Source organism: Trinickia sp. LjRoot230 (assembly GCF_964253315.1).
GTDB lineage: Bacteria > Pseudomonadota > Gammaproteobacteria > Burkholderiales > Burkholderiaceae > Trinickia.
Window position 1 is genome coordinate 809869 of record NZ_CAXUQX020000001.1, and the last position, 26835, is coordinate 836703.

The following is a 26835-nucleotide window of genomic DNA, read 5'->3' on the forward strand; positions in this document are numbered from 1 at the left end:
TCTTCTAGAGGAATAGCGACGGCGGCGCGGCGAGCGTCATTGGCATTGCCTGAACCGATTACTTACCGGCGAGGCGGGCGGCTGTTGGGCGGCCCAAAACGAAACCCGGCTTGTGGTATTCAACGTGTCCGAAATCCATCAATTTCCATCGGCCCCCCCACGTCAAGCCGACTTGCTCGGCTGTTTGCCCGTACAACTGATAGCCGCGCATGGCCCACGGGTCTTTTTCCGAAATGACGAGCTTGCCGTTTCGTAAAAAGGCGTTATCGGCGGCAAGGCCATATTGGTGATAGCTCTGATATCCGGCCGCATTCGTGACGCCCCCCAGCTGCGCGAGCCGGTCTTGTCGTGCCGGACTCCGGTAACCTTCGAGTAAAGCCATTTCATATCCGTATTGCTCGCGCATGATCTTGTACACGAGCAACAGGCGCGTTCTAAAGTCGGCGTCGAGCAAATTCCAATCGCGACTTGCGTCCTTCAATGCTGGACGGACCTGTTCGACTTCCTGTGTTGCAAACACCTCGGGCGGCAGCGGCGGCGGTGGAACGAGTTGTTCACCGTGCAGCAGCGCGGCGATTTTCTCGTCGGGTGCGCGGGTATCGCCGTCGTACTGGAATAACTGTTTGCCGCGTAACGCAATTGCGAGCAATGGAGGCGCGGCAAGGATACCTGCCGTAATCAAAATCAGCAAGCGACGGCGAATCAGTATTTTTTTCGCATTGCTGAGTGTTGATTGCGAAATTGTTACTGATTTTGTTAATTGCTGCCGCACTTCAGTCACACTTCGGGCAGTGCGACGGCCAATGTGTCTTTGTATCTGCACTACGGTGCTCAATAGCGCAGCGCGCGCCGAAGGCAATAGCAGCACGGCTGCCAGCGTCACGGCAAGAGCAAAATAAGCGGTAAGCGCAACGGCAATCAAGGTCTGCCCCGTAGGTCGGAAATAAATTGTATTTTGTAATGCTTGATCTTAGAATCTGGCCTGCTGCAAGGGCGGCCGGATTACATTATCACGGCGAATTAAACCTTGATTCAACGAGAACTGAATGAGTGCGCCGGACAGTCCCAGTTCCAAAGCGCGGCCGAGCTTGCTTTCCGATACGGCCAAAAGCGCCGCAAACAACGATTCGCGTATTCTCGCGAATTTGGAAGGCCGTGTCTCGGCGCAATCGGGCAAGCCGCACCGTTCGAAGAAACCGTGGATCGTTGTGCTCGTTGCCGCGGTGGGTTTGAGCGCGTTCGGCGCATGGCATTGGCAGCGCACGGCTGGCGGCAATGACGACAAACTCGCGGCCGTGCCTGCTGCTTTGACGGATGCGCAAAAGGCCGTCGCTACCGCGCCCGTCGATACGAAGAAGCTTGCCGCGGCAGCGGGCACCGATGCGCTAAAGACCGCAGCTTCCGCGCCGCAGCCCGCTGTCATCGTCGCCGATGCAACCACGCCCGAGCAGGGCCGCTTGAGCGCGCCGGCTAACGCCATTGCATCGTCGGGCGCAAGCATAAGCTCAACGTCAACCACGACCACAACCGCGAGCGGGGCAGACAGCACTCGCTTGTCTCGCGCGCTGACCGATGGTACGCAGGTTGCGAGCGGCGCGAGCGCACCCGTGCCGCAAGCGAAAGGCGCAGTGACCGCGCACGCGCCGGTGAAGACGGCGGCCGCGCATAGCGTTCATGAAGCAGATAAGAAACGACACGCCGAGCGTGTCGAACATGTGGCAGCCGCGCATCCGCGCCGGGATGCCAAATCGAGCGCCAAGTCGAAAGAGGATCAGGACGTCGACTTGCTCGCGGCGCTTGTGGCCCGCACGAAGCCTTACGACGCCAAGCAGTTAAAGACATCGAACAACACGAGCGCAGCACCGCTCGCGCAACAAACGCGCAGCGCTACCGCTCAGGCGGCGAGCGTGCACAACCAAGGCTTGGCCGACCAAGTGGCCGAGTGCTCCAACCGCGGGCTGATCGACGGGCAGTTTTGCCGCTGGCACGTCTGTGCCGATCATTGGGGCAAAGATCCCGCGTGCCCCACCAGTACATCCGCCGGTCCGCATTGATCGCACGGCGTACGCGCATCGATATCGGCACCGTCGCGGCTTGCCGGGCATTGGCGGGCGCGCCGATATTTTGGTAGCGTTCGCGTATGAACGCTACCAGCACGCTTGCCGAATGGATGTTGATCACGCCTGAGCCCGCGGCGCAGCCGGGGTTCGATGCATTCGTCGCACGTTTGCAAAGTTCGTTGGAGCAAGGCATTCGACTCGTGCAGTTGCGTTCGAAGCAATTGGATGTCGATGCATTCGAATTGCTCGCAGCGCGTGTCATTCCTCTGTGCCACGACCATGGGGCGCTTGTCATTCTCAATGGCCCAGGCTTCGGGGCTCGTCGTATCCATGCCGATGGCGTGCATCTCGACAGTGTCCGATTGATGCGGACTCCTAAACGAATGCTGCCGGCATCGCAATTGCTGTCGGCCGCGTGTCACACTCGTGCGCAACTTGTGCATGCGGAAGCGCTCGGCGTTGATTTCGTCACGCTCTCGCCCGTCTTGCCGACACCCACTCATCCAAATACGCCGACGCTTGGCTGGCACCGTTTTGCCGAGCTGCTGGCTGGCACGCACGTGCCCGTCTATGCGCTGGGCGGCATGAGCCACGCGCATTGCCGGCTGGCACGCGCGTTCGGTGCGCATGGCATCGCCGGTATTTCGGCGTTCTGGTGAAACGAAACGCGCGGGCGGCGAGCAACGCCCCGTTTCCACGGCCGTGGATGTCCGGCGCGCGAGGCAACCCCGCGTCCTCGGCGAAGCGCTAAGCGACGCTCAATCCAACGTTTTCGTGAACCACTCGCGCGCTTTGAGCATGCCGATCCAATAGAACCACGGCAGCACCGTTGCTTTTAGAAACCAGGCCAGCGCACGTGGCTTGGTCGGATCGAGCGGGAACGTCGGCAGCAAGCGGCCGCCGTAGCCGAACTCGGCGAGAATCGCTTTGCCGCGTTCGACCGTGAGCGGGCAGGCGCCGTAGCCGTCGTAGCGGCGCGGCAGCGGCTTGCCGGCACGCGAAGCGAGCAGGTTGCTTGCGACCACGACGGCCTGCTTGCGTGCAGCTGCGGCGGTCTTTGCGTTGGGTGCCGAGCACGCGTCGCCGAGTGCGAAGACGTTCGTGTAGCGCGGGTGTTGCAGCGTTGCATGATCGACTTCACACCAGCCGGCTGCATCGGCGAGTTGGCTCTCGCGAATCAACTCGGGTGCGACTTGGGGCGGCACGACATGAATCATGTCGAATGCCTTGGCCACGCGCGTGAGCTTGCCGTTCTCGTCTGCCACATCGAAATAGGCGGTCTTGTCGGGCCCGTCCACCGCGACGAGCGTCGAATGAAAGACGAGGTTCACGCGATAGCGCTTCACATAGTGCATCAGTGGTGCGACGAATGCCGCAACACCGAATAGCACCGCTGCCGCCGAATGAAATTCGACATTGACGCGATCGAGCCGGCCATTGCGCCGCCAGTGGTCGCACGAGAGATACATCGCTTTTTGAGGCGCGCCCGCGCATTTGATCGGCATGGGCGGTTGCGTGAAAAGCGCTGTGCCGCCCTTGATCGATTGCACGAGCTGCCATGTATAGGGAGCGAGCGCGTAGCGATAGTTCGACGTCACACCATGCTTGCCGAGCGACGTCGCCAGCCCCTCGATGCGTTCCCACGCGAGTCGCAGCCCAGGCGCTACGATTAGATGGCGATACCGCACGGTCCGGCCGTCGTCGAGCAGCACGTGGTTGTTATCTGGCTCGATGCGCGTTGCGGCTGCGCGAATCCAGACCGCGTCCTTTGGAATCACCGAGCGCATCGGACGCCGGCTCTCATGCACATCGAATACCCCGCCGCCGACAAGCGTCCATGCCGGCTGATAGTCATGCACTTCGCGCGGCTCGATGACGGCAAGGTTCAGCGTGCGCTGCCGGCGCAAGAGGCTGGCAGCGACGGCAATGCCTGCACTTCCGCCGCCGACGATGACGACGTCGAAGGGCTCGTCGCCGGCGCGGGAAAGCGGTGCATGCGAATCGAATGAGATCGACATTGAATTGGCTCCCGGCACTTTTGCCAGTTTGTCGAGGGAGCGTATATTGTCGCGCAAGCTATCGAAGAAATGGAGCGCAGTATGATGCTGCCCTTGGTTCAACCGTTTTTCGATCCGATCACGTCCACGTTTTCATATGTGGTGCATGCCGGAGACGGCTCGCAGTGCGCCATCATCGATTCGGTACTCGACTACGATCCCAAGTCGGGGCGTACATCGAATACGTCTGTCGAGCCGGTGATTGCTTTCGTGCGCGCACACCGGCTGCGCGTGCAGTGGCTGCTCGAAACGCATGCGCATGCGGATCATCTTTCAGCGGCGCAGTACCTCAAGAGTGAGCTCGGCGGCAAGATCGCTATCGGCGAGCAGATCTGCACCGTGCAGCGCACCTTCAAAGACATCTTCAATCTCGGCGCTGACGTGGCGGGCGACGGCACGCAGTTTGAGCACTTGTTCAAACCCGACGAAGCGTTCCAAATTGGCGCGCTGATGGCGCACGCGTTGCATGTGCCGGGCCACACGCCAGCTGATATGGCTTACGTGATTGGCGACGCTGCGTTTGTCGGTGATACGCTTTTCATGCCGGATGTGGGTTCGGCGCGTTGCGATTTTCCGGGGGGCGACGCGCATGCACTTTACGGCTCGGTGCAAAAACTATTGTCGTTACCGCCCGAGACGCGCCTTTTTATGTGTCACGACTATCCGCCACCTTCACGCGCCGCGTGCTGCGAGACCACGGTGGCCGTTCAGCGGCGCGAGAACATTCATTTGCACGACGGTGTCGCGGAGGCTGACTTCGTGGACATGCGCACGCGCCGCGACCGTACACTTGGCATGCCCACGTTGATTTTGCCGTCGGTGCAAGTCAACATCCGCGCGGGCGCGATGCCTGCGCCTGAATCGAATGGCGTTCGCTATTTGAAGATTCCGATCGACCTGTTTTGATGCGCGGACGTGTTGGTTAGTGCGAGGCCCTTTTCTTGATGGAATGTAATGATCTGCTGCAGGCCGATGCGTTACGTCGGATTTCCCTTGCGTGAGCAAATGCGAGTTACCGGATCGTCGTACCCAGTGAAGCGCCGGAAACCGAGTTGAGCTGGGTCGTGCGTTCCAGGCGTGAGCGGCATATGGGGAGGTGTCAGGAATTTCGTGTGCCGAGGTCGGTTAAAAAATCTCAGTTGATGACGGCGGTGAATCGCTCGCTGAACAAGATGGCGAACTGATTGATTGCCTGCCGCCAAGTGATCGGTGGCATCTTCCAATCCTTTTCGATGTCGTGCAAGCCGCGGTTCTTCAGTTCGTTGAAGACCTTCGGCCAGAACTTGGCTCCCTCGGTTTGCTCGATCCACAAGCCCAGCACTTCCTTGCGGCCGTCGGCCCGGATGCCTAGCGCGAGATACACCGCCTTGTTCTTGATCGCGCCTTCGTCGCGGATCTTTAGCCGCAGCGTGTCGAAATACACGATCGGATACATCACCTCGAGCGGGCGTTGTGCGTAAGCGATCATTCATTACCGCCCTGTACCAGCGAGGGCTGAGCGACGACGAATGATTGCCTACTGTCAAACTGACGGGGGACTATGTGTGGTGGCAAAGCCAGAAACGACAGGCCGGCAAGCTCAGGTCGCTGCGCCGCATCTCTGCTTTTTCTCCTTGACCTTTTGCGTTATTCGCATATTTGGAGAGTCTTTCTGATTAGATCAAACGAGGGGATGAGCTTTGTGCGAAAAGGCTCTATTACAGGCGAATTTGAAGGCCACTTCTCAACTCCGCAACTTTATTTTTCTCATCCTGATTCATTCGAATGCGCGCGACTCCTCCCCCCTCACCGAATAACGACGAAAATGCGCCGGTGCTCCCCGAAGCGTTGCCCGACACCGGTTCTGGCGCGCAGCACTCGGGAAAGGCAAACTTGCCCAACGAGGGCAGTATCCTCGGTCCACTGGGTGGGGGGGCAAAAGCGTTCGCCGGCACGCCATCGGTGCGACCGCCATCAGTTGCTCATCCACTTATGGAAAGCCCGCGTATCAGGGATTTCAGCAAGGCTCAGGAAATCAGAAATGCACTGATCAAGCTTCTTTCGAAATCGAACGGAGCGATTGCCGTTGGCCTGGATGGGCGCGCCGACGAGGATATATTCAACGCCGTGGCCGAGATAGCGGATACGATGGTTGATCGTGGAAAACGAATCACTATATTCACAATGCCGAGCGTTTCGTCAGCACTAGCAAATGCAATCGTCACGATTCGCAGGGGATTGCTCGAAAAGATAACGATTGAGGAACTAGCTTCAGGGCTCACACTCGATGGTGCAGAAAACTCGGCTTATGCCACTGCCAAAAAGCGCGGCTGTGAGCTTATGGTGAAAGTGCATACACCACCCGAAGGTAATCGGCTCATCAGCGCGCAGAACGCTGTGTTAGATGTTCTTGAAGCGCTTCACACCCCGAGGAGGGGCCCAACAACGCCGCAGCCGAAGCCTGTGCCGAAAGATTTTCTCAGGCGTGACAAGGGTGACAAGGGTGACGAGGGTAAAGCGGGTGAATCGAGGCCGCAGGATTTGTCACGCTCATTTGTCAGTTACGAAGATGACGGTAGCGTATGGAGGGTACCGGTGAACGGAGACGGGCGCTATATTGTTGAGCCACCTCGACTCGATCACCGAGACGATGACGGGCGCTCGACTTGATCGTTCGACCCGCATTCTCGGTGATGATCAATACATCGCCCACCAGTCGGTGCTCAAGCGACCGAGGTGCGATCGCGCGCGTCGTGCCTCTCAGGCTCTTCGATGGTTTCGATGCGGCCCATCACGAAGACGAACGAGACGATGCCGATGGCGAGAATCACGCCTGCAATCAAGAACGCATTGGTGAACGAGTTGGTCGAGCCGACGATATAGCCGGTTACGATCGGCGCGGCGACGCCCATCAGGTTGTTGACGAAGTTCATGATGCCGCCGATGGTGCCCACGCCGCCCTTGGGTGCGATCAGCGACGGCAACGACCAACCTACCGGCGCGGCCGCGGCGAGCCCGCCCAACGCAATCGAGATCCAGAAAATGGCCCACCCGGCGTTCGTCGTTTGCGTGGCACCGAGCACCGCGAGGCCGAATAGCATGCCGGTGACGAGCACCGCTTTGCGCACACGCGTTTCGTCGTTGCCGCGCCGGATCAGATGATCGATGAGCCAGCCGCCCACGACGAGATCGGATACCGTTGCCACTGCCCAGGGAATCGCGGCGTAACCGGCTGACGTCAGGATGCTCATGTGCATGGTATGCACGAGATAGCCGGGCAGCCAGGTGAGAAACAAGTAGAACGAGTAGCCGTAAGCGGCGAATCCGATCGTCAGCCCCCACACCTTCGATTTCTTCAGCAAATACCCGAGCATGCCGAACACGCTTGCGCTTGGGGTGCCTTCGGGCGTCGCGCCGCCACGACGAATGTAATCGAGCTCGGCTTGGCTCACTTTCGGATCTTTGCTCGGATCACGATAGATAAAAAAGAAGGCGAGGAAGTAAGCGAAGCTCAAAAGCGCGGTCACGCCAAAGCCCCAGCGCCAACCGAGTCGCACCACGACGAGTGCCACGAGCGGCACGCCGATCACGTTCGAGAACTTCGCTGCGGCATCAAAAATAGCGGTCGCCAGTGCGCGTTCTCCGCGCGGGAACCAGTACCCGGTTGCTTTCGAACTGACGGGGAAGCCCGGCGCTTCGGCGATGCCGAGCATCGCGCGCGCGGCGAACACGCCGCCGAAGCCGCCCGCGCAAGCCGTAATCGCCGAGGCGAGGCCCCACAGAAACGCACCCCAGCGGCCGACACGCGTCACGCCAAACCGATCGAGCAAGACACCCGCCGGAATCTGCAAGAGCGCGTAGGGCCAGAAAAACGCGCTGAAAAGCAGGCCCATTTCAGCCGGCGAAAGGTTGAAGGCTTCCTTCAGTTGCGGGGCGGCGACCGACAAATTGATGCGATCGAAATAATTGATCAGCACGCCGATGCCGAGCAGGATGCCGATCATCCAGCGGCGTTTGGTCATGTGGTTGCTTGCAATGGGTCTCACTTTCTGTCTCCCGAATATTCCGAGGCGTCGCCTCGGATCGAACGCTGTTGCTGGGTTTAACGAAGTGCGCTTGAGATAGCGCTATCTTTGTGGTGCGAAAAAAGCGGGTTCGTCAGCGGCGCGCTGCACCAGGCGGCGGCGCGTGCGACGAGTAGATCGAGCGGTGACGTTGCCGCAAGTGTCAGCGTGGCCGTTTCGGCGATAGGCGGCTCGAGGTCGGCGAACTGGCTATCGACGAGGGACGTCGGCATGAAATGGCCGGCGCGCGCGGCAATGCGAGTGAGTGCTTGCTCCTTCGAAATATCGAGGAACGCGAAACCGAGCGATGGTACGGCCTGCCGCAGTTGCTCGCGGTAACCGCGTTTGAGCGCCGAGCAGGCCAGTACAGGGCGTGCGCCGCTCGCGACGATGCGTTGCAGTTCGATTGCAAGGCTTTCGAGCCAGCCGGCCCGATCGGCGTCGGTCAGCGCAACGCCGCGCGCCATTTTCTCGACGTTCGCACGCGGATGAAACGCGTCGCCCTCCACGTAATGGCCGCCGATACGCTGTGCAAGGGCTTGGGCGATGCTCGTTTTGCCGCTGCCTGCCACGCCCATGACGACGACCGCTGAAATGGCGTTCATCAGCAACTCCTCCGCTAGATGAGATAGCGCTATCTTTCGCGCTCGAAATATTACGGCCAACGCGGCCGTTCCATGCTCCGCCCAGGCTGGCTGTTGTAGCCGGCATTGGCGATACCGTTGATGCTGATGTTGAGTTAAGCTTGCAAGACAGCGCTATCCTACCTTCACGATGAACACGACGACACCCAGGAAAACCCGCGCCACTGGCCGGCCGACACTCGAGGAAGTGGCGCGCCGGGCCGGCGTCAGCACGATTACCGCATCGCGCGCGTTGCGGGGGCTGTCGTCAGTGGGGCCGGAATATGTTGCGCGGGTCAAAGAGGCGGCGCGCGAACTGAACTATGTGGCCAACCCGGCGGCGCGCGCGCTTGCATCGGCGCGTAGCGAGGACGTCGCGGTCTTGATTCCGTCGCTGTCGAACAATGTGTTTACGGACGCGCTCGAGGCGATTCACACAGTGTTGAGACCGCGCGGTTTTGAAATGCTGATTGGCAATTCGCATTACTCGCCCGACGCCGAGGACGATTTGATCAGGCATTACCTGGCTTCACCGCCGCGCGGCCTGATCGTCACCGGTTTCGATCGCAGCGAAGCGGCCCGGCGGCTGATTGCTGACAGCGGTGTACCTTGCGTTCACATGATGGAGCTGGCGTCGGCGAATGGCGTCTATTGCGTCGGGTTTTCTCAAACGAAAGCCGGCGAAGCAGTGGGGGAGCATTTGATCGCGCGCGGCTGTCGGCGCAACGCGTTTGTCGCCGCGCAGCTCGATGTGCGGATGATGCAGCGCGGCGAGGGCTTTTGGCGGGTTTTGCACCGCGAGGGTCTTTACGATGCCGATCTGCAGGTGCTCACGCCCGCGCCATCATCGATTCAGCTCGGCGGCGAGCTTTTCAGGCGATTGATAGAGCGCCGCCCTGATGTTGACGGCATCTTTTTCGGTAACGACGATCTCGCGCAAGGGGCGCTATACGAGGCTTGCCGTCAGGGCGTGCGTGTACCGCAGCAGGTGGCGATCGTCGGATTCAACGATCTCGCCGGGTCGGCGGATTCCGTGCCGCGCTTGACGACCGTGCGCACCCCACGCGAGCAGATGGGGCGCATGGCCGCACAGTTGTTGCTCGCGTTGATCGACAACGAGCCGCCCGCACACCCGACGATCGATCTCGGCTTCGACCTCGTGGTCCGCGAAAGCGCGTAGCGCATCTTTTGCGGCAGGGTGGCGAACGGCTGTGCCCGACATCAGGCGGCAAAATCCGTCGATTTTGCGAGCGCTTGCCATTGCGCGGTTTCCGCCGTCACGTAGGCGTTTTTCTGCGCGATGGCGGCAAGCGTATCGGTGCCGAGTGGCAAGCGAAGCGGCGGTTCGTTCGCATCGGCCAGTTTCAGCATCGCAACCGCCAGTTGTTGCGGGTCGCCCGGTTGCTGATGGTTCAGGCTCGCGGCACGCACGCGCGTCGCACCGGACGTTCCTTCGTAGTCCGAAATAATATTGGCGGCGACTGTCAACGAACTTGCGTCCAAAAAATCCGTCCGGAAGTAGCCCGGTTCCACCACTGTGGTGTGAATGCCGAGCGGCGCGAGTTCGTCGCGCAGCGCTTCGGTAAGGCCTTCGACCGCGAATTTGGTCGAACTGTACACACCGAACGCGGCCACGGCGCGATAGCCCGCCACCGACGAAATATTGATGACATGCCCCGAGCGCTGCGCACGCATGATGGGCAGAACGGCGCGCGTAACGTTCAGGAGTCCGAACACATTCGTGTCGAACAGGCGGCGTACCTCGGCATCGCTTGATTCCTCGACTGCGCCGAGCAGGCCGAAGCCTGCATTATTGACGAGCACATCGATCCGGCCGAAGTGCTCGACAGCCGCGCGGGCTGCTGCGTGCGCGCTCGCTTGATCCGTGACATCGAGCTTGAGCGGCAGCAGCGCAGGCGATGCGCCAACGCGCTCGACGATCGCGTCGATGTTGCGCCCAGTGGCCACCACCGCATTACCGTCCGCGATGGCCGCTTTTGCGATGAGCGCACCAAAGCCGCGCGAGGCGCCCGTGATGAACCAGACGCGCTTGAATTGGAAATCGTTTGTGACGGAAGTCATGGTGTTTTCTCCTGTAGGTGTTGAAGCAGTGAGCGAATATTAGGAGCAAGGCCAACTCGCGACTAGCCACAAAACGATAGACTGATTAGCAAATGAAATTTGCGAATGGTTTTTCGAACACCGGGGACATTGAACAAATGCATGGCAATCGTCCCCCGTTCAGGGGCAAAGCGCACGGCCCCACAGCTTCGGGTAGTTCTTTTTGCGGATCATGCGACTGGAGACGCCATTCAGGCTGTTCACAAGCGCGGCCACGGCAACTTTGGGCGGGTAGTTCACCAGCAGGTGTACGTGGTCGTCCTCGCCGTCGAACTCCACGTTCAGCCTCGAAGTCGGCGTACACGCTGGTGAACACGACGTGCAGATCGTCGATGATCTCTTTTGTGAACATGCCACGCCGGTACTTGGTCACGAAAACCAAATGTGCGTGCGTCAAGAAAACGCGGTGTCTGCCGCGTCGAACATCGTTGTCGATGGTCATAGACCAAAGTATGCTCTGATCTATGGAACGACTCCAAGCCTTCAAGTTCGAACTCATGCCGACCGGCGAACAAGCGCGCAAGATGCGCCAGTTCGCGGGCGCGTGCCGGTTCGTCTATAACAAGGCGCTGGCGTTGCAGAAGGAAAACCACGCGGCGGGCGGGAAGTTCATCGGAAAGTTCGCGATTGGCAAGCACCTGACGGCGTGGCGCAACAGCGCTGATACGCCATGGCTCGCTGAAGCGCCTCGCCATTCGCTTATGATGGCGACGCAGGACTGCGATCGCGCATTCCAAAACTTCTTTGCCAAGCGCGCAGAGTTCCCGCGTTTCAAGCGCAAGGGCGAGCACGACGGTTTCCAATTCCCCGACAAGAATCAGATTGCGATCGATAGCGGCAATGGCCGCATCATGGTTCCGAAACTCGGCTGGCTGCGTTACCGACATAGCCGCGATGTACTCGGCGAAGTGCGCAGCGCGAGCGTATCGCTGCGCGCGGGCAAGTGGTACGTCTCGATCCTGACGAAGCGCGAAGTCGAGCAACCGGTTCCGCACGGCCCGGCGGTCGGTATCGACGTCGGCGTGACGCGCTTCGCAACGCTGAGCGACGGCACGTATATCGTGCCGCTCGCGAGCTTCGAAAAGCACGAACAGCGCCTCGCGAAGTATCAGCGGCGCATGGCCCGCAAGGTCAAAGGTTCGTCGAACTGGAAAAAGTCGAAGGCCCGCGTGCAGCGCATCCATGCGCGCATCGCGAACGCGCGCAATGACTTCCTGCACAAAGCATCGAATACGATCAGCAAAAACCACGCAATGATCGCCGTCGAGGATTTGCAGGTGCGCAATATGAGCAAATCAGCGGCCGGTACGGCCGACGCGCCGGGGTGTAATGTCCGCGCGAAGTCCGGGCTCAATAAGTCGATTCTCGACCAGGGCTGGTTCGAATTTCGCCGCCAGTTGCAATACAAGACGGCGTGGCGCGGCGGCTTTTTCGTCGCCGTCCCGCCGCAGAATACGAGCCGCACGTGCCCGTCATGCGGCCATATTTCCGCGGAAAACCGCAAGACACAAGCGCTGTTTGCGTGCGTGCGCTGCGGCCACGAAGCAAACGCCGATCACGTCGGCGCGATCAATGTGTTAGAGCGCGGACAGCGCTTGTTAGCCTGTGGAGAGACGGTGCGCTCAGGCCGCTCGAAGAAGCAGGAACCCGCCGATGTGATTCAGGCCATCGCGGCCTAAGCGCAGTAGGAACCCCGTCCATCAGGGCGGAGAGGATGTCAATGAACGAGCTTCGTGCCATTACCACCTTCGTGCGGGCTGCGACGTTGGGTAATATCCGCAAAGCCGCAGTCGACCAAGGTATTTCACCGCAGGCGGCGAGCCACGCCGTGATGCAGTTGGAAAAGTCACTCGGCGTGCGGCTTTTTCATCGAACGACACGCCGCTTGAGTTTGACCGAGGAAGGGCAACGCTTCCTCGATGCCGTCAATCCGGCGCTCGCGCATCTGTCGAACGCGCTCATTGATGCCACGCGTTCGAAGGACGAGGTTGCCGGCGTCTTGCGCGTCAGTGCGCCGCGCTCGCTGGGGCTATCGATGCTGTGGCCGATATTCGCCGACTTTTCGGCGCGCTATCCGCAAGTGCAATTGGACGTGCAGTTCGACGATCGTTTCACCGATCTCGTCGCCGAGCGTGCCGATGTGGGCGTGCGGGCCGGCTCGCCGCCGGCGGCGGGCCTGATTGCTCGGCAATTGCTGCCGGTGCAGTTGATCGTCTGCGCGGCACCCAGTTACCTCGAGCGGCACGGCGCGCCAGTCTCGATCGACGCGCTCGCGCAGCATCGCTGCACAGGCTATCGACGTGTGAACACGGGCAAGCTTGCACCGTGGGAGTTTCAGGTGGGCAAAGAGCTGATTTATCGCGAAGTGGCACCGAGCCTGTGTACGAACGACGTCGATGCCGAGGTGCATGCGGTGTTGTCAGGCCTTGCGATCGGTCAACTCGCGAGCTTTGCTGCCGTCAGGCATATCCGCAGTGGGGCGCTGGTGCCGCTGCTCATGCAGCATGTGACGCAACGCGAGGGCGTGTACCTCTTTTATCGGCATCGTGCGGGCGAGCCGCGCCGTGTGCGCACGTTTATCGACTTCATGGTCGAGCAGCTTGCGGGCAACACCGATTTTTATCTCGATCGCGCAGCGTTGAAGGCAGCGCGTGCGGCGTCCGCGAGTGGCCGCGCGCGCTAGCTCTTCGCTTTCAATCGGCTTGCTGGCCGCGAGGCAATGCTTTGAGCGGTTTGCGCGGCGGCGTATGGGCGGGCGCCACGAAGACGCGGCGGCCGATCGGTGAATCAGAAGAATGTGTGCCGATGTGAACGCGGCCGATCGCGACATCCGTGCGTGATGCCTCGCGCACCGTCGCCTCACCGGTCGCCCCTGCGTCCGCGCCATCGCCCGGGAATGCGCTTGGACGGTACCCCGAATCATAAGTAATCGCACGCACCGTTTCGCGCTGACCCTGGATGACGGGACGGTGCCCAGCAGGATCGCCGATCGTGAGCCTGCCCTGCACGCCACTCATCAAATAACTTGTATTTGGTCGGGGCCGCGGCGCTGTCACTTGCGCAATGGGGCACTTCGTTACTTCGACATGCACCACGCCGAATAATGTTGCCGAGACCTGCGTTGCGGCGCTCCCATACGACGTTGACACCGGCTTGACCGTTACGCGCGGGATCAATCCGCCGAGCACCGCACGCAACCTGCTTCGATGCGTTCCGCGCTCCGCGGAATGACGTGCAGCGCCGGCATCTGCCGGCACGAGGTCTTTACCTGGGTAAGGCACATGCGTCCCCCCGTCTGAAGTTCCGATTCTGCTTGGCATTGCACCCTCCGCTTGTTGCCTTCCCGGTTTGGTGCCTTTTTATACCGCTGCGATGCTATTGCGCTCGACGATCGAGCGAAGGTGGGTCCAACGAGCCGAACCACAAGGACTGGCCACGTTACGGAACGTGTTTCGTAGTCCTTAATTCGATTCGCACGCTGCCGTTACCGGTACACGTGGCTTGTTCGCGAGGCGAAGCAACATCGGAAACGCAATGCAGCCCAGTGCGGCGACCGTCGCCACAAACAGGCTCAGCGCCAACACAGTGCTGGGCAGTGCTGCAACGGCGTAGATTGCGAGCGACCCCGCGCTCAGATGCATCGCGCCCATCAACCCTGACGCGGCGCCCGCGTTCTTCGGAAAACTCGTCACGCCTCCCGCAAACGACAGCGGAACCAGGAAGCCGTTGGCGAGCGTGACGCCCGATATCGCGAGAATCATGGGCAGCGGTGTCGAGATGCCGACGAGGCCCAGAACGAGAAGGCCGAGCGCACCGATGGCGAACAGCAGATAGCCGACGCCGAGCAATCGATTCAGTGCGTAGTGCTTGGCGAAATGCCGCGAGATGAGATTGCCCACGATATACGCTATGGAAAGACTGATATAGCAGTAGCTGATCGATTTGGCGTCGAGCCCCATCGCTTCGAGAATCACGGGCGAGGCGGCAAGATAGCCGAGGTAGGCCGCGTATCCCACACACAGATTGACGGCATACGACCAAAACCGCGCCTGCGCGAGCAGCATCGGATAACTCGCAAAGGTGTGCAGCACGGTGCGCCGCCGATGCGTACGGGGCACTGTCTCGGGGATAAAGGCGGCCACCAGCAGAAGTGCCGCGACGCCGAGTGCGGCCGTGAAGTAAAACGGCGCGCGCCATGAAACCCACACCGTCAGGTACCCGCCGATGAGTGGCGAGAGCGCAGGCGAGGCGCCCACGATCGGCATGATCGTGGTGAACATTCGCGCGGCGGTTTTCGCATCGAAGATGTCGCTGACAATCGCGCGTCCGATGACCATCCCCGCGCCCGCGCCAAGCGCTTGCGCGATGCGCGCGATACCAAAGCTCGACACGTTCGGCGCGAGCGCACAGGCAACCGATGCGATCGTATAGAGCAGCATGCCGCCCAGCACGAGCCGGCGACGCCCGAAGGTATCGGAAAGCGGCCCGTAAAGCGCTTGAGCCAGTGCGAGCCCGATGATGTACACGCTGAAAGTGTGCTGAAGCGCGGAGATCGGGGTGCCGAACTCACGGGCGGCGAGCGGCATGCCGGGCAGGTTGATGTCGGAGGCGACGAGGCCGCTCGCGCTCAACAGCACTAGCGCACTGAGCAATACGCCATGCGCGATGGCGGGACGGGGGCGATCGATGACAGCGTTTGATTGCATTGTCTTTTTTGCTCGCTTGTTTGCAAGCGGCGTTCGCAGGTTGGATGAGGAACGAGCTTAGTGTTTCGCTATAATGCTGTCCAAGACTTAATTCGAAATACTTGATGCTGATAAGGACTTAATATGGAGTTGCAGCAACTTCGGTATTTCGTCGCCGTCGCCGAGACCGAGCATGTCGCGCGTGCGGCCGAGCGTCTGCATATCTCGCAGTCGCCCTTGAGCCGGCAGATCCGGCAACTCGAGGCGGACCTTGGTTTGCAGCTTTTTGAACGCATCAAGCAGCGGGTGCGGCTCACGCCGGCGGGGCGGGCGTTTCTCGTCGAGGCGCGCGAACTGCTCGAGCAGGCGAGCCGCATTGAAGCGCGCGCGCGGCAGGTCGGCAAAGGCGAGATGTGCTCGCTTTCGATCGGGTACTGCGAAGGTGTCATTCATAACGGGCGCTTGCCCGCAGCGCTGCGCCGGTTCCGCGCGAACTATCCCCGTGTGAGCATCAAGCTGGCCGCGATGCGCTCGGCTGAGCAAGCCGAGGCGCTCGAACGATCGGCCATCGATCTCGCGCTCGTCTACAACTTGCCCGCCCGCACGGACGCGTTCGCGAGCCGCTTGCTGACGCGCGAGCCTTTCGTTCTTGCGCTGGCGGACGATCATCCGCTTGCCGAGCGGCGCGAGCTGATGCCCGAAGACCTCGACGGCATGCCGTGGATCGCGTTGCCCAAAGCGATCAATCCTGCGGCACGCGAGCGCTTTCTCGCCGCGTGTGTCGCGAGCGGCTTTCGGCCGGATATTCAGTTCGAGGTGGCGCATGTTGCCACGACGCTCGGGCTCGTCAGTGCGGGGCTTGGTGCCGCGATCATGCAATCGAGCATGAGGCGGATGAGCCCGCCTGGGGTCGTGTTCAAGCCGATGCAATGGCTGCCGTTGGCGGTTGAAATTCATGTCGTCTGGCGGGCGAAAGCGCAGAGCACGGTCGTGCGGCGGTTTCTGGACGCGCTCGACGCGCTCGATGCGTTGGGCGAGCAGGGCGAAGGCGTCGACTTGGCTGCATCGGCGTTCGATTGTTAGGATTTTGCGGCGAGTCAATTCGTCGCCGTCCGCTTTATCGCGCCTGCGCTGGGGCCTAGATTGGTAGTGTGTGCCGCTTGGAGTAGCCAAGCGGTGCAGGCAGATTCACAACGACCACGAAATCTATGAGGAAACGCGATGAGCAAGTTGGCAGGTAAGGTGGCGGTTGTCACGGGCGCGTCCAAGGGCATTGGCGCCGCAATTGCGAAGGCGCTGGCGGCGGAGGGCGCGGCGGTCGTCGTCAACTATGCGAGCAGTAAGGCGGGCGCGGACGCCGTGGTCGATGCGATCGTGTCGGCAGGCGGCAAGGCGGTTGCGGTCGGTGGCGACGTCTCCAAGGCGTCCGAGGCGCAAGGTATCGTGAGCGCCGCCGTCGAGCATTTTGGGCGATTGGACATTCTCGTCAACAATTCGGGTGTTTATCAATTCGCGCCGATCGAAGAGGTGACCGAGGAGCAGTTCCACACGCAATTCAATGTCAACGTGCTCGGCCTTTTGCTGGTCACTCAGGCGGCGGTCAAGCATTTGGGCGAAGGCGCCAGCATCATCAACGTCAGCTCGGTTGCCACGCGTCTCACGCCCCCGGCCAGCGCGGTGTATAGCGGCACCAAAGGCGCTGTCGATGCGATCACCGGCGTGCTCGCGCACGAATTGGCGCCGCGCAAAATCCGCGTCAATGCGGTCAACCCCGGCTATATCGTGACGGAAGGCACGCACAGCGCGGGGATCGTCGGATCGGAGTTCGAGGCGAATGCCGTGAGCCAGACGCCGCTGGGCCGTGCAGGCCAGCCGGTGGACATCGCCGGCGTCGCGGTGTTTCTCGCTTCGGACGATTCGCGCTGGATGACGGGCGAGCAACTTGTGGTTTCGGGCGGGCTTCGGTAGCGGCGTGGGGGGAGGCGCGAAGTGTGCGTCGTCTGGGTCTGATATTCGGACGGGGCGGACTGCGGCCGAGCGTGAAAGCCCGGCCGTTTTTTGTTTGTCGCGTCACGGTGGCCTTGCCTGTCGTAGGCTCAGTTGGACGACGAAGAGGTCGTCCGGCTAGTGTCGGCGTTCCAGCGGCCGCATGTCACGGTCTGTACAGTACCGGCTTCGCGCGGGGTTCCAAACGCTGAGAAAGCAGCGTCCCACGCGAGTTGAACGGAGAAAAGAATGGGGGATAACCGGTACACATACGGAATCCATCAAAATCTCACGCCCGCTGACCTGTTTGTCTACGTCGCACTCGATGAGACTCGAAAGCAGCTTGGCCTCGATGACTTGGCTGCCGCGTCCGCTTTGCTGCTCGGTCAGGCCGACGTGTCCGTACCTGGCAAAGTGGCAGGTGCGACCGCGGGCACATCGGTCGCTTCGCTAACTGCTCGTACGCTGTTGCCTTTCAAGGTGCGGGTACGGCTTCCGATGATTACTAAGGTCGGCCTTAGCGGCGTCCGAGTCGCGTTTCCGCGCAATCTTGGCGCGTTCGTCGGCCAGAACGATACTGGTCATCGGAGAGCTGTTCTTGGCACGAGACGCGTTCATGATCATGCGTAATACAGTGATGACCTACAACCGCCTCGCGAAACCCGACGATCGGATGTTCCTATGAACGATGCAACTTGGGAGCGTCTAGAAGCATTCGCCCGAGAAGAGCTTGGTCGACCTATGTTTGGCGGGCGACTGAACTTGCAGCCTACGTCGCGCCTTGAGGAAGACCTCGGCCTTACAGGGCTTGACGCCGTCGAATTCATTGATAAATGGGCGGAGACGTTTAATGTGCAGGCGCAGAACTTTCCGTACAGGCGCTACTTCGGGCCGGAAGGTCAACAACAGCTACTCTCGTCGTTCCTGGGGCTGTTTGTGAAGCGTTTTCGCCGGCCGGCGCTCCTACCTTTGACGTTGGGATGCTGGCCGAAGCCATGCGTCGTGGGAAGTGGGATACCACCGAAATTGAGGCAACGGCGCCGAGCGGCGCAGCGCAACAGCGCGGTTGACACTTCGTCGGCAATCGGAAAAGACAAAGGGCTTACGACGCTCGCGCGTATAAGCCCTTGAATTTCTTGGTAGGCCGTGCGGGATTCGAACCTGCGACCAACGGATTAAAAGTCCGCTGCTCTACCAGCTGAGCTAACGACCCGAAAGACCAAAGATTATAGAGGGCGAGCGGATGGCCGTCAAGCAACATGACGCGCGCAAGCGCTTGATCACCGTCTATCCCTACTTGATCTGTCCAAGCTTCGTTTGCGCCGATTGCGCAGCATCGGAGCCCGCATACTGCGACGTGATCTGCTGCAGCGTTTTGCGGGCTTGCGCTTTTTGCCCTTGTTCGAGTTGATTATTGGCAATCGCCAATAATGCTTCCGGCGCCCGCGGATGCTGCGGGTAGTTCTTTACGACGTTCTGCCAAACCGCCGTGGAGCCCTTGTAATCACGTTGTGCATATAACGCGTTCCCGAGCCAATACTGCGCCGTCGGCTGATAGGGGCTTTGCGGATACTTCGCGATGAACTCGCGAAACGACGCCGCCGCCGTCTTGAAGTCGCCGGCGCGGAACTGCTGCGACGCCGTGTTGAATGTCTCCGTTTCTCCCGGCTGCACTGTGCCCTGCACCCCGTCCACGGTTTGCTGCTGCGGCTCGAATTTCTTGAGTCGCGCGTCGAGGTCGGTGTAATAGTCTTTTTGCTGCTTTTGCAGGGTCGTCAGTTGATTCGTCAGGTCCTCGTTTTGACCGCGCAGCGTGGCAACCTGTTGATTCAACTGGTCGAGCCGGTTCGACTGATCGAGGATCGTCCGTTGCGCCGCAGACATCTGATTTGCAAGGCTATCCGTCTTGCTGCGCAAATCGAGGATTGCCTGGCGAGCCTGGTCGTCGTCGAATAGGCCGGCGTGCGCCGGCCCGGCCATCAGCAGCGCCGAGGCGGCCGCGCCGGCGGCTGCGACACTGCGCAGCCAGGAAAAACGGTGCTTCATATACGTCGCCTGTTTCCGTTATTGATAGACGATGTCCGCGCGGCGGTTCTGCGCCCACGATGCCTCGTCATGACCCGTCGCCACCGGCTTTTCCTTGCCAAGGCTCACGGCTTCCACTTGCGAATCGGGCACGCCGTAGGTCGAGAGCTGACGACGCACCGCTTCCGCGCGCTTTTGACCCAACGCGAGGTTGTACTCGCTCGTGCCGCGCTCATCCGTATTGCCCTGGATCAGGATGTGGCGATCAGGATGGCTCTTGATATACCCAGCGTGTGCCTGCAGTAGCTGCGTGTAGTCCGATTTGACCTCGTAGCTGTCGAAATCGAAATAAACGCTGCGTTTCGCGAGCGGGCCGTTTGGGTTGTTAAGATCATCGACGGTGACGGGCGCAACCGCGTTCGGATTTGGCTGCTCGCCAACAGTGCCCTTGCTCGCATTGTCGTTGAGCTTGACGCCCGAATGGCAGGCTGCCAGCGCGCCCACGAGCAACGCCGCAAACACCATACGAAGTTTTGACATCATTTCTTTCTCTCCTTTGTGTGTCATTGCATAAACGGACCCCAGGACGGCTCGCGCACGCTTCCGCCCGGAACGGACAGGATTTGCCGCGTCCGACCATCGGTCGATGCTGCGGCCAGCACGCCACGGCCGTTCACCTGTGTGGCGTAAAGGATGTACTGACCATTCGCCGCAAAGCTCGGCGATTCGTCATGTGTCGTATCGGTAAGCGCAGTTGCCACGCCGCTTTGCAAATCCTGGACGTATAGCTTGAACGCTCCGCCAACGCGCGAAATATAGGCGAGCTGCTTGCCATCGGGGCTCACGCGCGGGCTCGTGTTATAGCTGCCGGCAAACGTCACGCGCTGCGCCGCACCCGCCTGTTCGCCCTGCGCGGGCATCCGATAAATCTGTGGCTGACCACCGCGATCGCTGGTGAAATAGATCCACTGGCCGTCCGGCGAGAAGGTGGGCTCGGTATCGATCGAACCGCTTTGCGATAGACGCCGCAAGCCGCTACCGTTCGCGTTGACGGCGAAAATCTGCGTGTTGCCGGTGCGCGAGAGCGCAACCGCGAGCGTACGGCTGTCAGGCGCCCACGCCGGCGCGCTGTTATTGCCCTTCTGGTCCGAAATAATGACACGCCGGCCGGTCGGCAAATCATGCACGTAGACGATCGGCTTTCGCTTTTCGAACGATACATAGGCGACCTTCGTACCATCGGGCGACCACGACGGCGAGATGATCGGCTCCGGGCTCGACAGCGCAACATGCACGTCCTGCCCATCGGAATCCGAAATCTGCAGCAGGTACCGGTTGCCGCTCTTCACGACATAGGAAAGACGCGTCGCGAACACGCCTCGCGTGCCGAGCAATTTTTGGTAGATGTAATCGGAGATCTTGTGCGCAGTCATGCGCATGCCGCTCGCCGGAGTCGTCAGCGACAGCCCGCCGAGGCTTTGCTGCTTGACCGTATCGTAGAGCTTGAAACGCACTTCGTAATTGCCGCCCGCGAGCGGCGTTACGCTGCCCGAGACGAACGCGTCAGCGCCTTTCGCCTTCCAGGCACCCAGATCGACTGAATCGGTCTCGGCTACAGGAGCGCTGCCCGCGTCGATATTCGCGAACTTACCGCTGCGTTTCAGATCGTCCCGCACGATCGAGCTGATTGGCTGCGGGGTGCTCGTTTCGTTCGCAAAGTTCGCGGTTGCAATCGGAAATTGCGTGGAACCGACGCCCGTGACGAGCACGTTCAGTTGTGCCTGCGCAGCGCCGCCCGCAGCGATCAGGCACGACGCCAACAATGTCTTCAAGCCTAGCTTCGTCATCAAACTCATGCCAAAAATTCCCGAGAACAAGAAGTTGTCAACAGCAAAGAGACCGGCCGGCGCACGTTTCGTTCCTGAACGGGCGCAATGCTTGCATCGTGCTTGCGGAAAGCTTGCGCCGCGCGCGCCGCCTGACACGCCGCTGGCTCGTCCGCTAGCCGGCCGGCCGCATCGTGATCGTAAAGCTCGCCGGTGCACGCCCGTTGTCGTCGAGCGGCATCGGGTCTGAGCGCTGAACGGCGCGCAGTGCGGCTTCGTCCCACTGCGCATTGCCGCTGCCGCGCTGGATCGTCGCGGAAAGCAGGGTGCCCGTGGGCGAGCAGCGCACCGCGATCACCGTTTCGAGCCCCTCGGTCTCCCCGGCCCACACGATGTTGGGGCGCACGCGTCGTTTCACCTTGTCGGCATAGCCGGGCGAGGTTGCCGTTCCGCCCGAGCCGGTGCCGGCCCCGCTCTTTGCCAGACCGTTGCCACTCGCGCTTTCGCCTGCCATGCCTTGCAATTGAGCCAGGCGTGCGCGCCGCTCCTGGTCAAGCTGCTTTTGCTTGGCTTGTTGCGCCGCCTGCGCCTTGGCTTTGGCCGCTTTCTCGGCGTCGGCCTTTTTCTGAGCCTCGAGCTGCTGCGCTTTGAGATCCGTTTCCTTTTGCTGCTCGGCCAACTGTTGTTGCCGAAGCTTGTCGGCCTGTTGCTGCTTTTTGAGCTTGTCCGCAGCCGCCTTTTGCGCGGCCAACTCGGCCTGCTGTTGCGCAAGCTCGCGCTGCCGCTTGGCTTGCGCCTGCTCGTCGGCGAGTTGCCGCTGGCGCTGCTGCTCGGCAAGCAACGCGGCACGCGCCGCCGCCTCTTGCTGCTGACGCTTCTTTTCTTGCAGCGCGATGTCGGCTTGCTCGTCCCGAACCGGCGGCGCGGGTGGCGCGGCGCGCATAGGCGGCGTGGGCGCGGGCGGTGGTGTTTGCTGTTGAGGGATATCGGTCCACAACTCGGCCTCGGCGCCGGCCGGTGTGCTGTTTTGCCAATGAATGCCGTGATAGAGGAACAACCCGAGCAGCACATGCATCACGAGCGCGAGCGTAAACGCCCGCGTCGTCCCGCGTTCGCGGGGCGGCTGCAAAGGGTAGACGTCGGACTTCCTGGATTTCATTGTGGTTTGACGAGCAGCCCCACACGTTTGACGCCGCGTGCTTTCAGGTCCGACATCACGTTCATGACCGTTTCGTACTGAACGGTCTTGTCGGCCGCGATCACCACGGGCTGGTCGGGATGCGACGCTTCGCGGTCATTGACGAAACTCGTCAGCTGCTGGCGCGTCATGTCCTCTTGCTGCGTGGCGCCCGCGCCGTCCTTGTAACGCACGCTCATCTTGCCGTCGGGGCGAATATTGACGACTACAGGCGGGGTCTGCTGTTGCGGCGCAGCACCGCCGACGGTCGGCAAATTGACAATCGAAGGCGCGATGAGCGGCGCCGTGACCATGAAGATCACGAGCAGCACCAGCATCACGTCGATATAAGGCACAACGTTGATGTCCGACATCGCGCGCCGTGAGCGGCCGCTGCGCATGCTGGAATGATTGGAGGAGCCAGCCATCGCGTACTCCTTAATGCGCCTGGCGCTGCAAGATGTTCGAGAACTCTTCGATAAACGTTTCGAAGCGGATCGCGAGACGGTCGATGTCGTGCGCGTAGCGGTTGTAGGCAACGACGGCGGGAATGGCCGCAAACAGACCGATCGCCGTTGCGGTCAGTGCTTCGGCGATGCCGGGCGCCACATTGGCGAGCGTTGCCTGCTGCACGTTGGCGAGACCGCGAAACGCATTCATGATGCCCCAAACGGTACCGAAGAGGCCGATGTACGGGCTGACGGAGCCGACCGACGCCAAAAACGCGAGGTTGGCTTCGAGTGCGTCCATCTCGCGTTGGAAGGCCGCCCGCATCGCTCGGCGCGCGCCATCGAGAATCGCTCCCGAATCGTTGAGGCGCTTTTCCTTGCCCTTGAGGAACTCGCGCATACCCGATTCGAAGATCCGCTCCAGCGCGCCGATCGTATGGCGGTTGTTCGCGGCGCTTTGATAAAGCGCCTGCAAATCGCCACCAGACCAGAAGTCGCGCTCGAATTGCTCAGTTTGCCCCCGCGCGCGCCGGATCGCAAACCACTTGCGAAAGATGAAAGTCCAGGACATCAAGGACAGCAACAGCAGCAGCCCCATCACCGCCTGCGCGAGCACACTCGCGTTGAGAACCAGAGAGATGATCGATAAATCTTGTGTGTTATTCATAGAGTTTTTGCTTTGGCATCCGAGCGGCGGGCTTGGGCTTGGTATCGATGCCGGCCATACAAGTTCATTGACGTAGTTTCAACGGTATTCACGCATCGGCCGTTGACATGTCGCGAAACGAGACGCCGGGGCTTATGCGCAACGCGGCACGGACATCGGCGGGCAACGGGGCAGGCTTGAGCGCGGCTCGCTCGACGCAGGCCACACGAATCGAACCGGCGGCGAGCAAACGGTCTGCGCACCGCGCCTCTTGCACGAAGTCGACACTGGCGCGGCCGAGGCGGTCGATCCGGCTCGCAATGGTCAACATATCGTCGAGCCGAGCGGGCGCATGGTAATCGAGCGCGGTGCGGCGAACCACAAAAATGATGCCGGTCTCCCGTTCCAAGCGGCACTGATCGACACCGCAGGCACGCAGCCACTCGGTCCGCGCACGTTCGAAGTACTTGAGATAGTTCGCGTAAAAGACAATGCCGCCCGCATCGGTATCTTCGTAATACACGCGGATCGGCCAAATAAAGCCGAACTCCGCCTCTGGACGACTGCTAGGCATGTTCATGCGCGGCATTTTACCGGAACCGGCATCGCCATCTCGAAATGACCGGATTCGCACGCTGCTCGGTCGCCTGCGTCAGCCGCGGTGCACCGACAGGCCGGCGAATGACTGCGCCACCGGCATCAGTTCGATCGTGTTCACGTTGACATGGGCCGGGCGCGTGGTGATCCAGTAGATCGAATCGGCAATGTCCTCGGGGCTCAGCGGTTCGACATCGCGATAGACGCCTGCGACCTTCGCATCATCGCCCTTGAACCGGACGCTCGAGAATTCAGTGCCTCCGCACAAGCCCGGCTCGACATTGGTGACGCGCAGCGCCGTGCCGGATAGATCGGCGCGCAGGTTAAGACTGAATTGATGCACGAATGCCTTCGTCGCGCCGTACACGTTTCCGCCCGCATACGGATAGCTGCCGGCAGTTGAGCCGAGATTGATGATATGGCCGCGATTGCGCTCGACCATCCCGGGCAGCAGCGCGTGGGTGACCGTCACGAGGCCCGCGCAGTTCGTTTCGATCATCTGATGCCAGTCGTCGAGATCCGCGCGGTGAGCCGGCTCCAAGCCAAGCGCGAGGCCGGCGTTGTTGACGAGCACGTCAATGGCGGCAAATTCGGCGGGCAGGGCGGCCGGCATGGCTTCGACAGCCGCGCGGTCTCGTACGTCGAGTTCCAGCGGCAACAGCGCCGGGCCCAACTCCTTGGCTAGCGCGTTAAGACGATCGAGGCGACGTGCGGTCGCAACCACGCGATGGCCGCTCTTCACGAAGATGCGGGCGATGGCGGCTCCAAAGCCGGCGGACGCCCCCGTCACAAAAACAATCATTGCTGCTCCTCGCTGATCAAGGTCAGGTATTGCGGTCTGCCGCCATCGCTGCGGCAAGAAATACCGATTCAAAAAGGGAACCGGGCCGATGATACTCGCCTGGCCGGTTCTACGGTATGAAAGTCCTGGCGCTTTCAAATAAATTTCGAATTGCTTTCGATGACTTCCGGGACGCGCCGACGCGCCGCGTGAGTTTGGCCCAATTGCCTATTGATTGCGCTTCCAATACACTAACGCGCTCATCCCTTGCGTGACTGGCGATAGGCCCCCGGGGCCAAGGTGGAGCGACCCACCGTGAAGCGCAAGGTGCCGTTTTGCCGTTCGCCTGGGCAGCCGAAAACCGCGCGCTGTTGTTTCGTTTGCGCTGCGGCGGTTGCCTTGTCCGCGTAACGGACTTCCGCCACGTCAGGACCGGCTCCTCCGCCTCCAGCGAGAAGCGTACGCATGGCGCGTCTTTCGGCCAACCTGTATACCCTTAACGGAATCCGTATGTTTGACAGAGCCCAAAGCACCATTGCCGCCGTCGATCCTGAAATCTCGGATGCAATCGAAAAGGAAAACCGCCGTCAGGAAGAGCATATCGAACTGATTGCGTCGGAAAACTACACGAGCCCCGCCGTCATGGCTGCGCAGGGTTCCCAACTCACGAACAAGTACGCCGAGGGCTATCCCGGCAAGCGCTATTACGGCGGCTGCGAGTACGTCGACGTGGTCGAGCAATTGGCCATCGAACGCGTCAAGGCGATCTTCGGCGCTGACGCGGCGAACGTTCAGCCGAACTCCGGTTCGCAAGCGAACCAGGGCGTCTTTTTTGCGATGCTCAAGCCCGGCGATACGATCATGGGCATGAGCCTCGCCCACGGCGGACACTTGACCCACGGCTCGCCCGTCAACATGTCCGGCAAATGGTTCAATGTCGTCAGCTACGGTTTGAACGAAGCCGAAGACATCGACTACGACGCGGCGCAAGCACTTGCCGAGCAGCACAAACCGAAGCTGATCGTCGGCGGCGCTTCCGCGTTTTCGCTGCGCATCGATTTCGAGCGGCTCGCGAAAATCGCGAAGTCGGTGGGCGCCTATCTGATGGTGGATATGGCGCACTACGCAGGGCTGATCGCAGCGGGCGTCTACCCCAATCCCGTGCCGCACGCCGATTTCGTCACCACGACGACGCACAAGAGTCTGCGCGGGCCGCGCGGTGGCGTCATCCTGATGAAGGGCGAGTACGAAAAGGCCATCAATTCGGCGATCTTCCCAGGAATTCAAGGCGGCCCGCTCATGCACGTGATCGCAGCGAAAGCGGTCGCGTTCAAGGAGGCGCTGACGCCGGAGTTCAAGGCCTATCAGCAAGCGGTGGTCGACAACGCGCGCATGCTGGCCGAGACGCTCGTCAAACGTGGCCTGCGCATTGTGTCGGGGCGTACGGAAAGCCACGTGATGCTGGTGGATTTGCGCGCCAAGCAGATCACCGGCAAGGCAGCCGAAGCGGCGCTCGGAGCGGCCCATATCACCGTCAACAAGAACGCGATTCCGAACGATCCGGAAAAGCCGTTCGTGACGAGCGGCATTCGCCTCGGTTCGCCGGCCATGACGACCCGCGGGTTCGGTGTGGCCGAAGCGGAGCAGGTCGGCAATCTGATCGCCGACGTTCTCGAGCATCCGGAAGACGCGGCAACGCTCGAGCGCGTACGCGCGCAGGTCGCCCAGTTGACCAAGCGTTTTCCGGTGTATCGCTAAG

The 26835-nt window shown here is 61.0% G+C and carries 25 protein-coding genes, 1 tRNA gene, 4 pseudogenes and 1 riboswitch; of the genes and pseudogenes, 12 read left to right on the forward strand and 18 right to left on the reverse strand.

Translation table 11 applies throughout. The features are described from left to right. Positions 1 to 58: 58 nt before the first annotated feature. Positions 59 to 922: a M15 family metallopeptidase gene (locus ACSQ20_RS03815; RefSeq protein WP_436017599.1), complete on the reverse strand. Its 864-nt coding sequence runs from the start codon at positions 920 to 922 to the stop codon at positions 59 to 61. 124 nt (positions 923 to 1046) lie between these two features. On the opposite strand from ACSQ20_RS03815, the gene ACSQ20_RS03820 reads away from it, so the two are divergent. Together ACSQ20_RS03820 and ACSQ20_RS03825 are read left to right on the forward strand one after the other, a co-directional pair. Beyond that, entirely contained in the window at positions 1047 to 2054 is a 1008-nt protein-coding gene (locus ACSQ20_RS03820) for a hypothetical protein (RefSeq protein ID WP_436017601.1), read from the forward strand. Between the two features lie 86 nt (positions 2055 to 2140). Then, positions 2141 to 2719, forward strand: a complete 579-nt coding sequence (locus ACSQ20_RS03825; protein WP_436017603.1) for a thiamine phosphate synthase — start codon at positions 2141 to 2143, stop codon at positions 2717 to 2719. 99 nt (positions 2720 to 2818) lie between these two features. Here ACSQ20_RS03825 and ACSQ20_RS03830 read toward each other — a convergent pair whose 3' ends face one another. After that, positions 2819 to 4078, reverse strand: a complete 1260-nt coding sequence (locus ACSQ20_RS03830; RefSeq protein ID WP_436017605.1) for an FAD-dependent oxidoreductase — start codon at positions 4076 to 4078, stop codon at positions 2819 to 2821. Positions 4079 to 4162: 84 nt separating this feature from the next. On the opposite strand from ACSQ20_RS03830, the gene ACSQ20_RS03835 reads away from it, so the two are divergent. Then, positions 4163 to 5023: an MBL fold metallo-hydrolase gene (locus tag ACSQ20_RS03835; RefSeq protein WP_436022903.1), complete on the forward strand. Its 861-nt coding sequence runs from the start codon at positions 4163 to 4165 to the stop codon at positions 5021 to 5023. 325 nt (positions 5024 to 5348) lie between these two features. Here ACSQ20_RS03835 and ACSQ20_RS03840 read toward each other — a convergent pair. Continuing rightward, a pseudogene (locus tag ACSQ20_RS03840) lies at positions 5349 to 5576 on the reverse strand (transposase); the annotation flags it as partial. A 305-nt stretch (positions 5577 to 5881) separates the two neighbouring features. Here ACSQ20_RS03840 and ACSQ20_RS03845 point away from each other — a divergent pair. After that, on the forward strand, positions 5882 to 6766 hold the full coding sequence (locus ACSQ20_RS03845) for a hypothetical protein (protein ID WP_436017607.1): 885 nt from the start codon (positions 5882 to 5884) through the stop codon (positions 6764 to 6766). 53 nt (positions 6767 to 6819) lie between these two features. Here ACSQ20_RS03845 and ACSQ20_RS03850 read toward each other — a convergent pair whose 3' ends face one another. Together ACSQ20_RS03850 and ACSQ20_RS03855 are read right to left on the reverse strand one after the other, a co-directional pair. Then, a complete protein-coding gene (locus ACSQ20_RS03850; protein ID WP_436017609.1) occupies positions 6820 to 8118 on the reverse strand; it encodes an MFS transporter in 1299 nt (432 codons plus the stop codon). A gap of 80 nt (positions 8119 to 8198) precedes the next feature. After that, positions 8199 to 8765, reverse strand: coding sequence for a gluconokinase (locus ACSQ20_RS03855; RefSeq protein ID WP_436017611.1), 567 nt, complete (start codon positions 8763 to 8765; stop codon positions 8199 to 8201). Between the two features lie 169 nt (positions 8766 to 8934). On the opposite strand from ACSQ20_RS03855, the gene ACSQ20_RS03860 reads away from it, so the two are divergent. Next, positions 8935 to 9963: a LacI family DNA-binding transcriptional regulator gene (locus ACSQ20_RS03860; RefSeq protein WP_436017613.1), complete on the forward strand. Its 1029-nt coding sequence runs from the start codon at positions 8935 to 8937 to the stop codon at positions 9961 to 9963. Between the two features lie 41 nt (positions 9964 to 10004). Here the strand turns inward: ACSQ20_RS03860 and ACSQ20_RS03865 are convergent, their stop codons facing one another. Both ACSQ20_RS03865 and tnpA read right to left on the reverse strand, forming a co-directional pair. Further along, the gene (locus ACSQ20_RS03865) at positions 10005 to 10865 is read right to left on the reverse strand and encodes an oxidoreductase (RefSeq protein WP_436017615.1); all 861 of its coding nucleotides are present in this window, start codon (positions 10863 to 10865) and stop codon (positions 10005 to 10007) included. 198 nt (positions 10866 to 11063) lie between these two features. Continuing rightward, positions 11064 to 11346 (reverse strand): annotated as a pseudogene (gene tnpA, locus ACSQ20_RS03870) (IS200/IS605 family transposase); the annotation flags it as partial. A gap of 22 nt (positions 11347 to 11368) precedes the next feature. On the opposite strand from tnpA, the gene ACSQ20_RS03875 reads away from it, so the two are divergent. Beyond that, the gene (locus ACSQ20_RS03875) at positions 11369 to 12583 is read left to right on the forward strand and encodes an RNA-guided endonuclease InsQ/TnpB family protein (RefSeq protein WP_436017617.1); all 1215 of its coding nucleotides are present in this window, start codon (positions 11369 to 11371) and stop codon (positions 12581 to 12583) included. 41 nt (positions 12584 to 12624) lie between these two features. Then, positions 12625 to 13587 (forward strand): LysR family transcriptional regulator, encoded by a 963-nt coding sequence (locus tag ACSQ20_RS03880; protein WP_436017619.1) that lies wholly within the window; start codon positions 12625 to 12627, stop codon positions 13585 to 13587. Positions 13588 to 13597: 10 nt separating this feature from the next. Here the strand turns inward: ACSQ20_RS03880 and ACSQ20_RS03885 are convergent, their stop codons facing one another. Beyond that, complete coding sequence (locus ACSQ20_RS03885; RefSeq protein ID WP_436017621.1) at positions 13598 to 13921, reverse strand: hypothetical protein; 324 nt, start codon at positions 13919 to 13921, stop codon at positions 13598 to 13600. A gap of 444 nt (positions 13922 to 14365) precedes the next feature. After that, complete coding sequence (locus ACSQ20_RS03890; RefSeq protein ID WP_436017623.1) at positions 14366 to 15610, reverse strand: multidrug effflux MFS transporter; 1245 nt, start codon at positions 15608 to 15610, stop codon at positions 14366 to 14368. A 123-nt stretch (positions 15611 to 15733) separates the two neighbouring features. Between ACSQ20_RS03890 and ACSQ20_RS03895 the strand changes: the two genes are divergently transcribed. The 4 genes and pseudogenes from ACSQ20_RS03895 (at position 15734) to ACSQ20_RS03910 (ending at position 18645) form a co-directional block, all read left to right on the forward strand. After that, positions 15734 to 16672 carry a LysR substrate-binding domain-containing protein gene (locus ACSQ20_RS03895; RefSeq protein ID WP_436017625.1) on the forward strand — a complete coding sequence of 313 codons (939 nt, stop codon included), beginning with the start codon at positions 15734 to 15736 and terminating at the stop codon, positions 16670 to 16672. Between the two features lie 138 nt (positions 16673 to 16810). Beyond that, positions 16811 to 17557: a glucose 1-dehydrogenase gene (locus ACSQ20_RS03900; protein ID WP_436017626.1), complete on the forward strand. Its 747-nt coding sequence runs from the start codon at positions 16811 to 16813 to the stop codon at positions 17555 to 17557. 267 nt (positions 17558 to 17824) lie between these two features. Continuing rightward, positions 17825 to 18260, forward strand: a pseudogene (locus tag ACSQ20_RS03905) (STM2901 family protein). Beyond that, a pseudogene (locus ACSQ20_RS03910) lies at positions 18257 to 18645 on the forward strand (DUF1493 family protein). Before ACSQ20_RS03905 ends, ACSQ20_RS03910 begins: the two co-directional pseudogenes overlap by 4 nt. A 67-nt stretch (positions 18646 to 18712) precedes the next feature. On the opposite strand, the gene ACSQ20_RS03915 reads toward ACSQ20_RS03910, so the two are convergent. From ACSQ20_RS03915 to ydfG, 9 genes are all read right to left on the reverse strand, one after another. After that, positions 18713 to 18788: transfer RNA gene (locus ACSQ20_RS03915), tRNA-Lys, on the reverse strand. Positions 18789 to 18868: 80 nt separating this feature from the next. After that, complete coding sequence (ybgF, locus tag ACSQ20_RS03920) at positions 18869 to 19621, reverse strand: tol-pal system protein YbgF (RefSeq protein WP_436017627.1); 753 nt, start codon at positions 19619 to 19621, stop codon at positions 18869 to 18871. An 18-nt stretch (positions 19622 to 19639) separates the two neighbouring features. Beyond that, positions 19640 to 20143, reverse strand: coding sequence for a peptidoglycan-associated lipoprotein Pal (pal, locus tag ACSQ20_RS03925; protein WP_436017628.1), 504 nt, complete (start codon positions 20141 to 20143; stop codon positions 19640 to 19642). Positions 20144 to 20163: 20 nt separating this feature from the next. Beyond that, entirely contained in the window at positions 20164 to 21456 is a 1293-nt protein-coding gene (gene tolB / locus ACSQ20_RS03930; RefSeq protein ID WP_436017629.1) for a Tol-Pal system beta propeller repeat protein TolB, read from the reverse strand. Positions 21457 to 21601: 145 nt separating this feature from the next. Continuing rightward, the gene (gene tolA / locus ACSQ20_RS03935; protein WP_436017630.1) at positions 21602 to 22585 is read right to left on the reverse strand and encodes a cell envelope integrity protein TolA; all 984 of its coding nucleotides are present in this window, start codon (positions 22583 to 22585) and stop codon (positions 21602 to 21604) included. Beyond that, positions 22582 to 23031, reverse strand: coding sequence for a protein TolR (gene tolR / locus ACSQ20_RS03940; protein ID WP_436017631.1), 450 nt, complete (start codon positions 23029 to 23031; stop codon positions 22582 to 22584). The genes tolA and tolR overlap by 4 nt, the downstream gene beginning before the upstream one ends. A 10-nt stretch (positions 23032 to 23041) precedes the next feature. Further along, the gene (gene tolQ, locus ACSQ20_RS03945) at positions 23042 to 23719 is read right to left on the reverse strand and encodes a protein TolQ (protein WP_436017632.1); all 678 of its coding nucleotides are present in this window, start codon (positions 23717 to 23719) and stop codon (positions 23042 to 23044) included. Between the two features lie 88 nt (positions 23720 to 23807). Then, positions 23808 to 24287, reverse strand: a complete 480-nt coding sequence (gene ybgC, locus ACSQ20_RS03950; RefSeq protein ID WP_436017634.1) for a tol-pal system-associated acyl-CoA thioesterase — start codon at positions 24285 to 24287, stop codon at positions 23808 to 23810. Between the two features lie 63 nt (positions 24288 to 24350). Further along, positions 24351 to 25097: a bifunctional NADP-dependent 3-hydroxy acid dehydrogenase/3-hydroxypropionate dehydrogenase YdfG gene (gene ydfG, locus ACSQ20_RS03955; RefSeq protein ID WP_436017636.1), complete on the reverse strand. Its 747-nt coding sequence runs from the start codon at positions 25095 to 25097 to the stop codon at positions 24351 to 24353. Positions 25098 to 25337: 240 nt separating this feature from the next. After that, positions 25338 to 25435, forward strand: a riboswitch (ZMP/ZTP riboswitch). 151 nt (positions 25436 to 25586) lie between these two features. On the opposite strand from ydfG, the gene glyA reads away from it, so the two are divergent. After that, positions 25587 to 26834 (forward strand): serine hydroxymethyltransferase, encoded by a 1248-nt coding sequence (glyA, locus tag ACSQ20_RS03960; protein WP_436017638.1) that lies wholly within the window; start codon positions 25587 to 25589, stop codon positions 26832 to 26834. Position 26835: the final 1 nt, after the last annotated feature.

Excerpts from the sequence above, each read along its gene's own strand:
- ACSQ20_RS03850 (WP_436017609.1), bottom strand. The coding sequence starts at position 8,118 with ATGACCAAACGCCGCTGGATGATCGGCATCCTGCTCGGCATCGGCGTG.
- ACSQ20_RS03895 (WP_436017625.1), top strand. The coding sequence starts at position 15,734 with ATGGAGTTGCAGCAACTTCGGTATTTCGTCGCCGTCGCCGAGACCGAG.
- tolA (WP_436017630.1), bottom strand. The coding sequence starts at position 22,585 with ATGAAATCCAGGAAGTCCGACGTCTACCCTTTGCAGCCGCCCCGCGAA.
- ACSQ20_RS03860 (WP_436017613.1), top strand. The coding sequence starts at position 8,935 with ATGAACACGACGACACCCAGGAAAACCCGCGCCACTGGCCGGCCGACA.
- pal (WP_436017628.1), bottom strand. The coding sequence starts at position 20,143 with ATGATGTCAAAACTTCGTATGGTGTTTGCGGCGTTGCTCGTGGGCGCG.
- ydfG (WP_436017636.1), bottom strand. The coding sequence starts at position 25,097 with ATGATTGTTTTTGTGACGGGGGCGTCCGCCGGCTTTGGAGCCGCCATC.
- ACSQ20_RS03890 (WP_436017623.1), bottom strand. The coding sequence starts at position 15,610 with ATGCAATCAAACGCTGTCATCGATCGCCCCCGTCCCGCCATCGCGCAT.
- tolQ (WP_436017632.1), bottom strand. The coding sequence starts at position 23,719 with ATGAATAACACACAAGATTTATCGATCATCTCTCTGGTTCTCAACGCG.
- ACSQ20_RS03855 (WP_436017611.1), bottom strand. The coding sequence starts at position 8,765 with ATGAACGCCATTTCAGCGGTCGTCGTCATGGGCGTGGCAGGCAGCGGC.
- ACSQ20_RS03830 (WP_436017605.1), bottom strand. The coding sequence starts at position 4,078 with ATGTCGATCTCATTCGATTCGCATGCACCGCTTTCCCGCGCCGGCGAC.
- ybgF (WP_436017627.1), bottom strand. The coding sequence starts at position 19,621 with ATGAAGCACCGTTTTTCCTGGCTGCGCAGTGTCGCAGCCGCCGGCGCG.
- ACSQ20_RS03825 (WP_436017603.1), top strand. The coding sequence starts at position 2,141 with ATGAACGCTACCAGCACGCTTGCCGAATGGATGTTGATCACGCCTGAG.
- ACSQ20_RS03820 (WP_436017601.1), top strand. The coding sequence starts at position 1,047 with ATGAGTGCGCCGGACAGTCCCAGTTCCAAAGCGCGGCCGAGCTTGCTT.
- glyA (WP_436017638.1), top strand. The coding sequence starts at position 25,587 with ATGTTTGACAGAGCCCAAAGCACCATTGCCGCCGTCGATCCTGAAATC.
- ACSQ20_RS03835 (WP_436022903.1), top strand. The coding sequence starts at position 4,163 with ATGCTGCCCTTGGTTCAACCGTTTTTCGATCCGATCACGTCCACGTTT.
- ACSQ20_RS03875 (WP_436017617.1), top strand. The coding sequence starts at position 11,369 with ATGGAACGACTCCAAGCCTTCAAGTTCGAACTCATGCCGACCGGCGAA.
- ACSQ20_RS03880 (WP_436017619.1), top strand. The coding sequence starts at position 12,625 with ATGAACGAGCTTCGTGCCATTACCACCTTCGTGCGGGCTGCGACGTTG.
- ybgC (WP_436017634.1), bottom strand. The coding sequence starts at position 24,287 with ATGCCGCGCATGAACATGCCTAGCAGTCGTCCAGAGGCGGAGTTCGGC.
- ACSQ20_RS03900 (WP_436017626.1), top strand. The coding sequence starts at position 16,811 with ATGAGCAAGTTGGCAGGTAAGGTGGCGGTTGTCACGGGCGCGTCCAAG.
- tolR (WP_436017631.1), bottom strand. The coding sequence starts at position 23,031 with ATGGCTGGCTCCTCCAATCATTCCAGCATGCGCAGCGGCCGCTCACGG.
- ACSQ20_RS03845 (WP_436017607.1), top strand. The coding sequence starts at position 5,882 with ATGCGCGCGACTCCTCCCCCCTCACCGAATAACGACGAAAATGCGCCG.
- ACSQ20_RS03885 (WP_436017621.1), bottom strand. The coding sequence starts at position 13,921 with ATGAGTGGCGTGCAGGGCAGGCTCACGATCGGCGATCCTGCTGGGCAC.
- ACSQ20_RS03865 (WP_436017615.1), bottom strand. The coding sequence starts at position 10,865 with ATGACTTCCGTCACAAACGATTTCCAATTCAAGCGCGTCTGGTTCATC.
- tolB (WP_436017629.1), bottom strand. The coding sequence starts at position 21,456 with ATGAGTTTGATGACGAAGCTAGGCTTGAAGACATTGTTGGCGTCGTGC.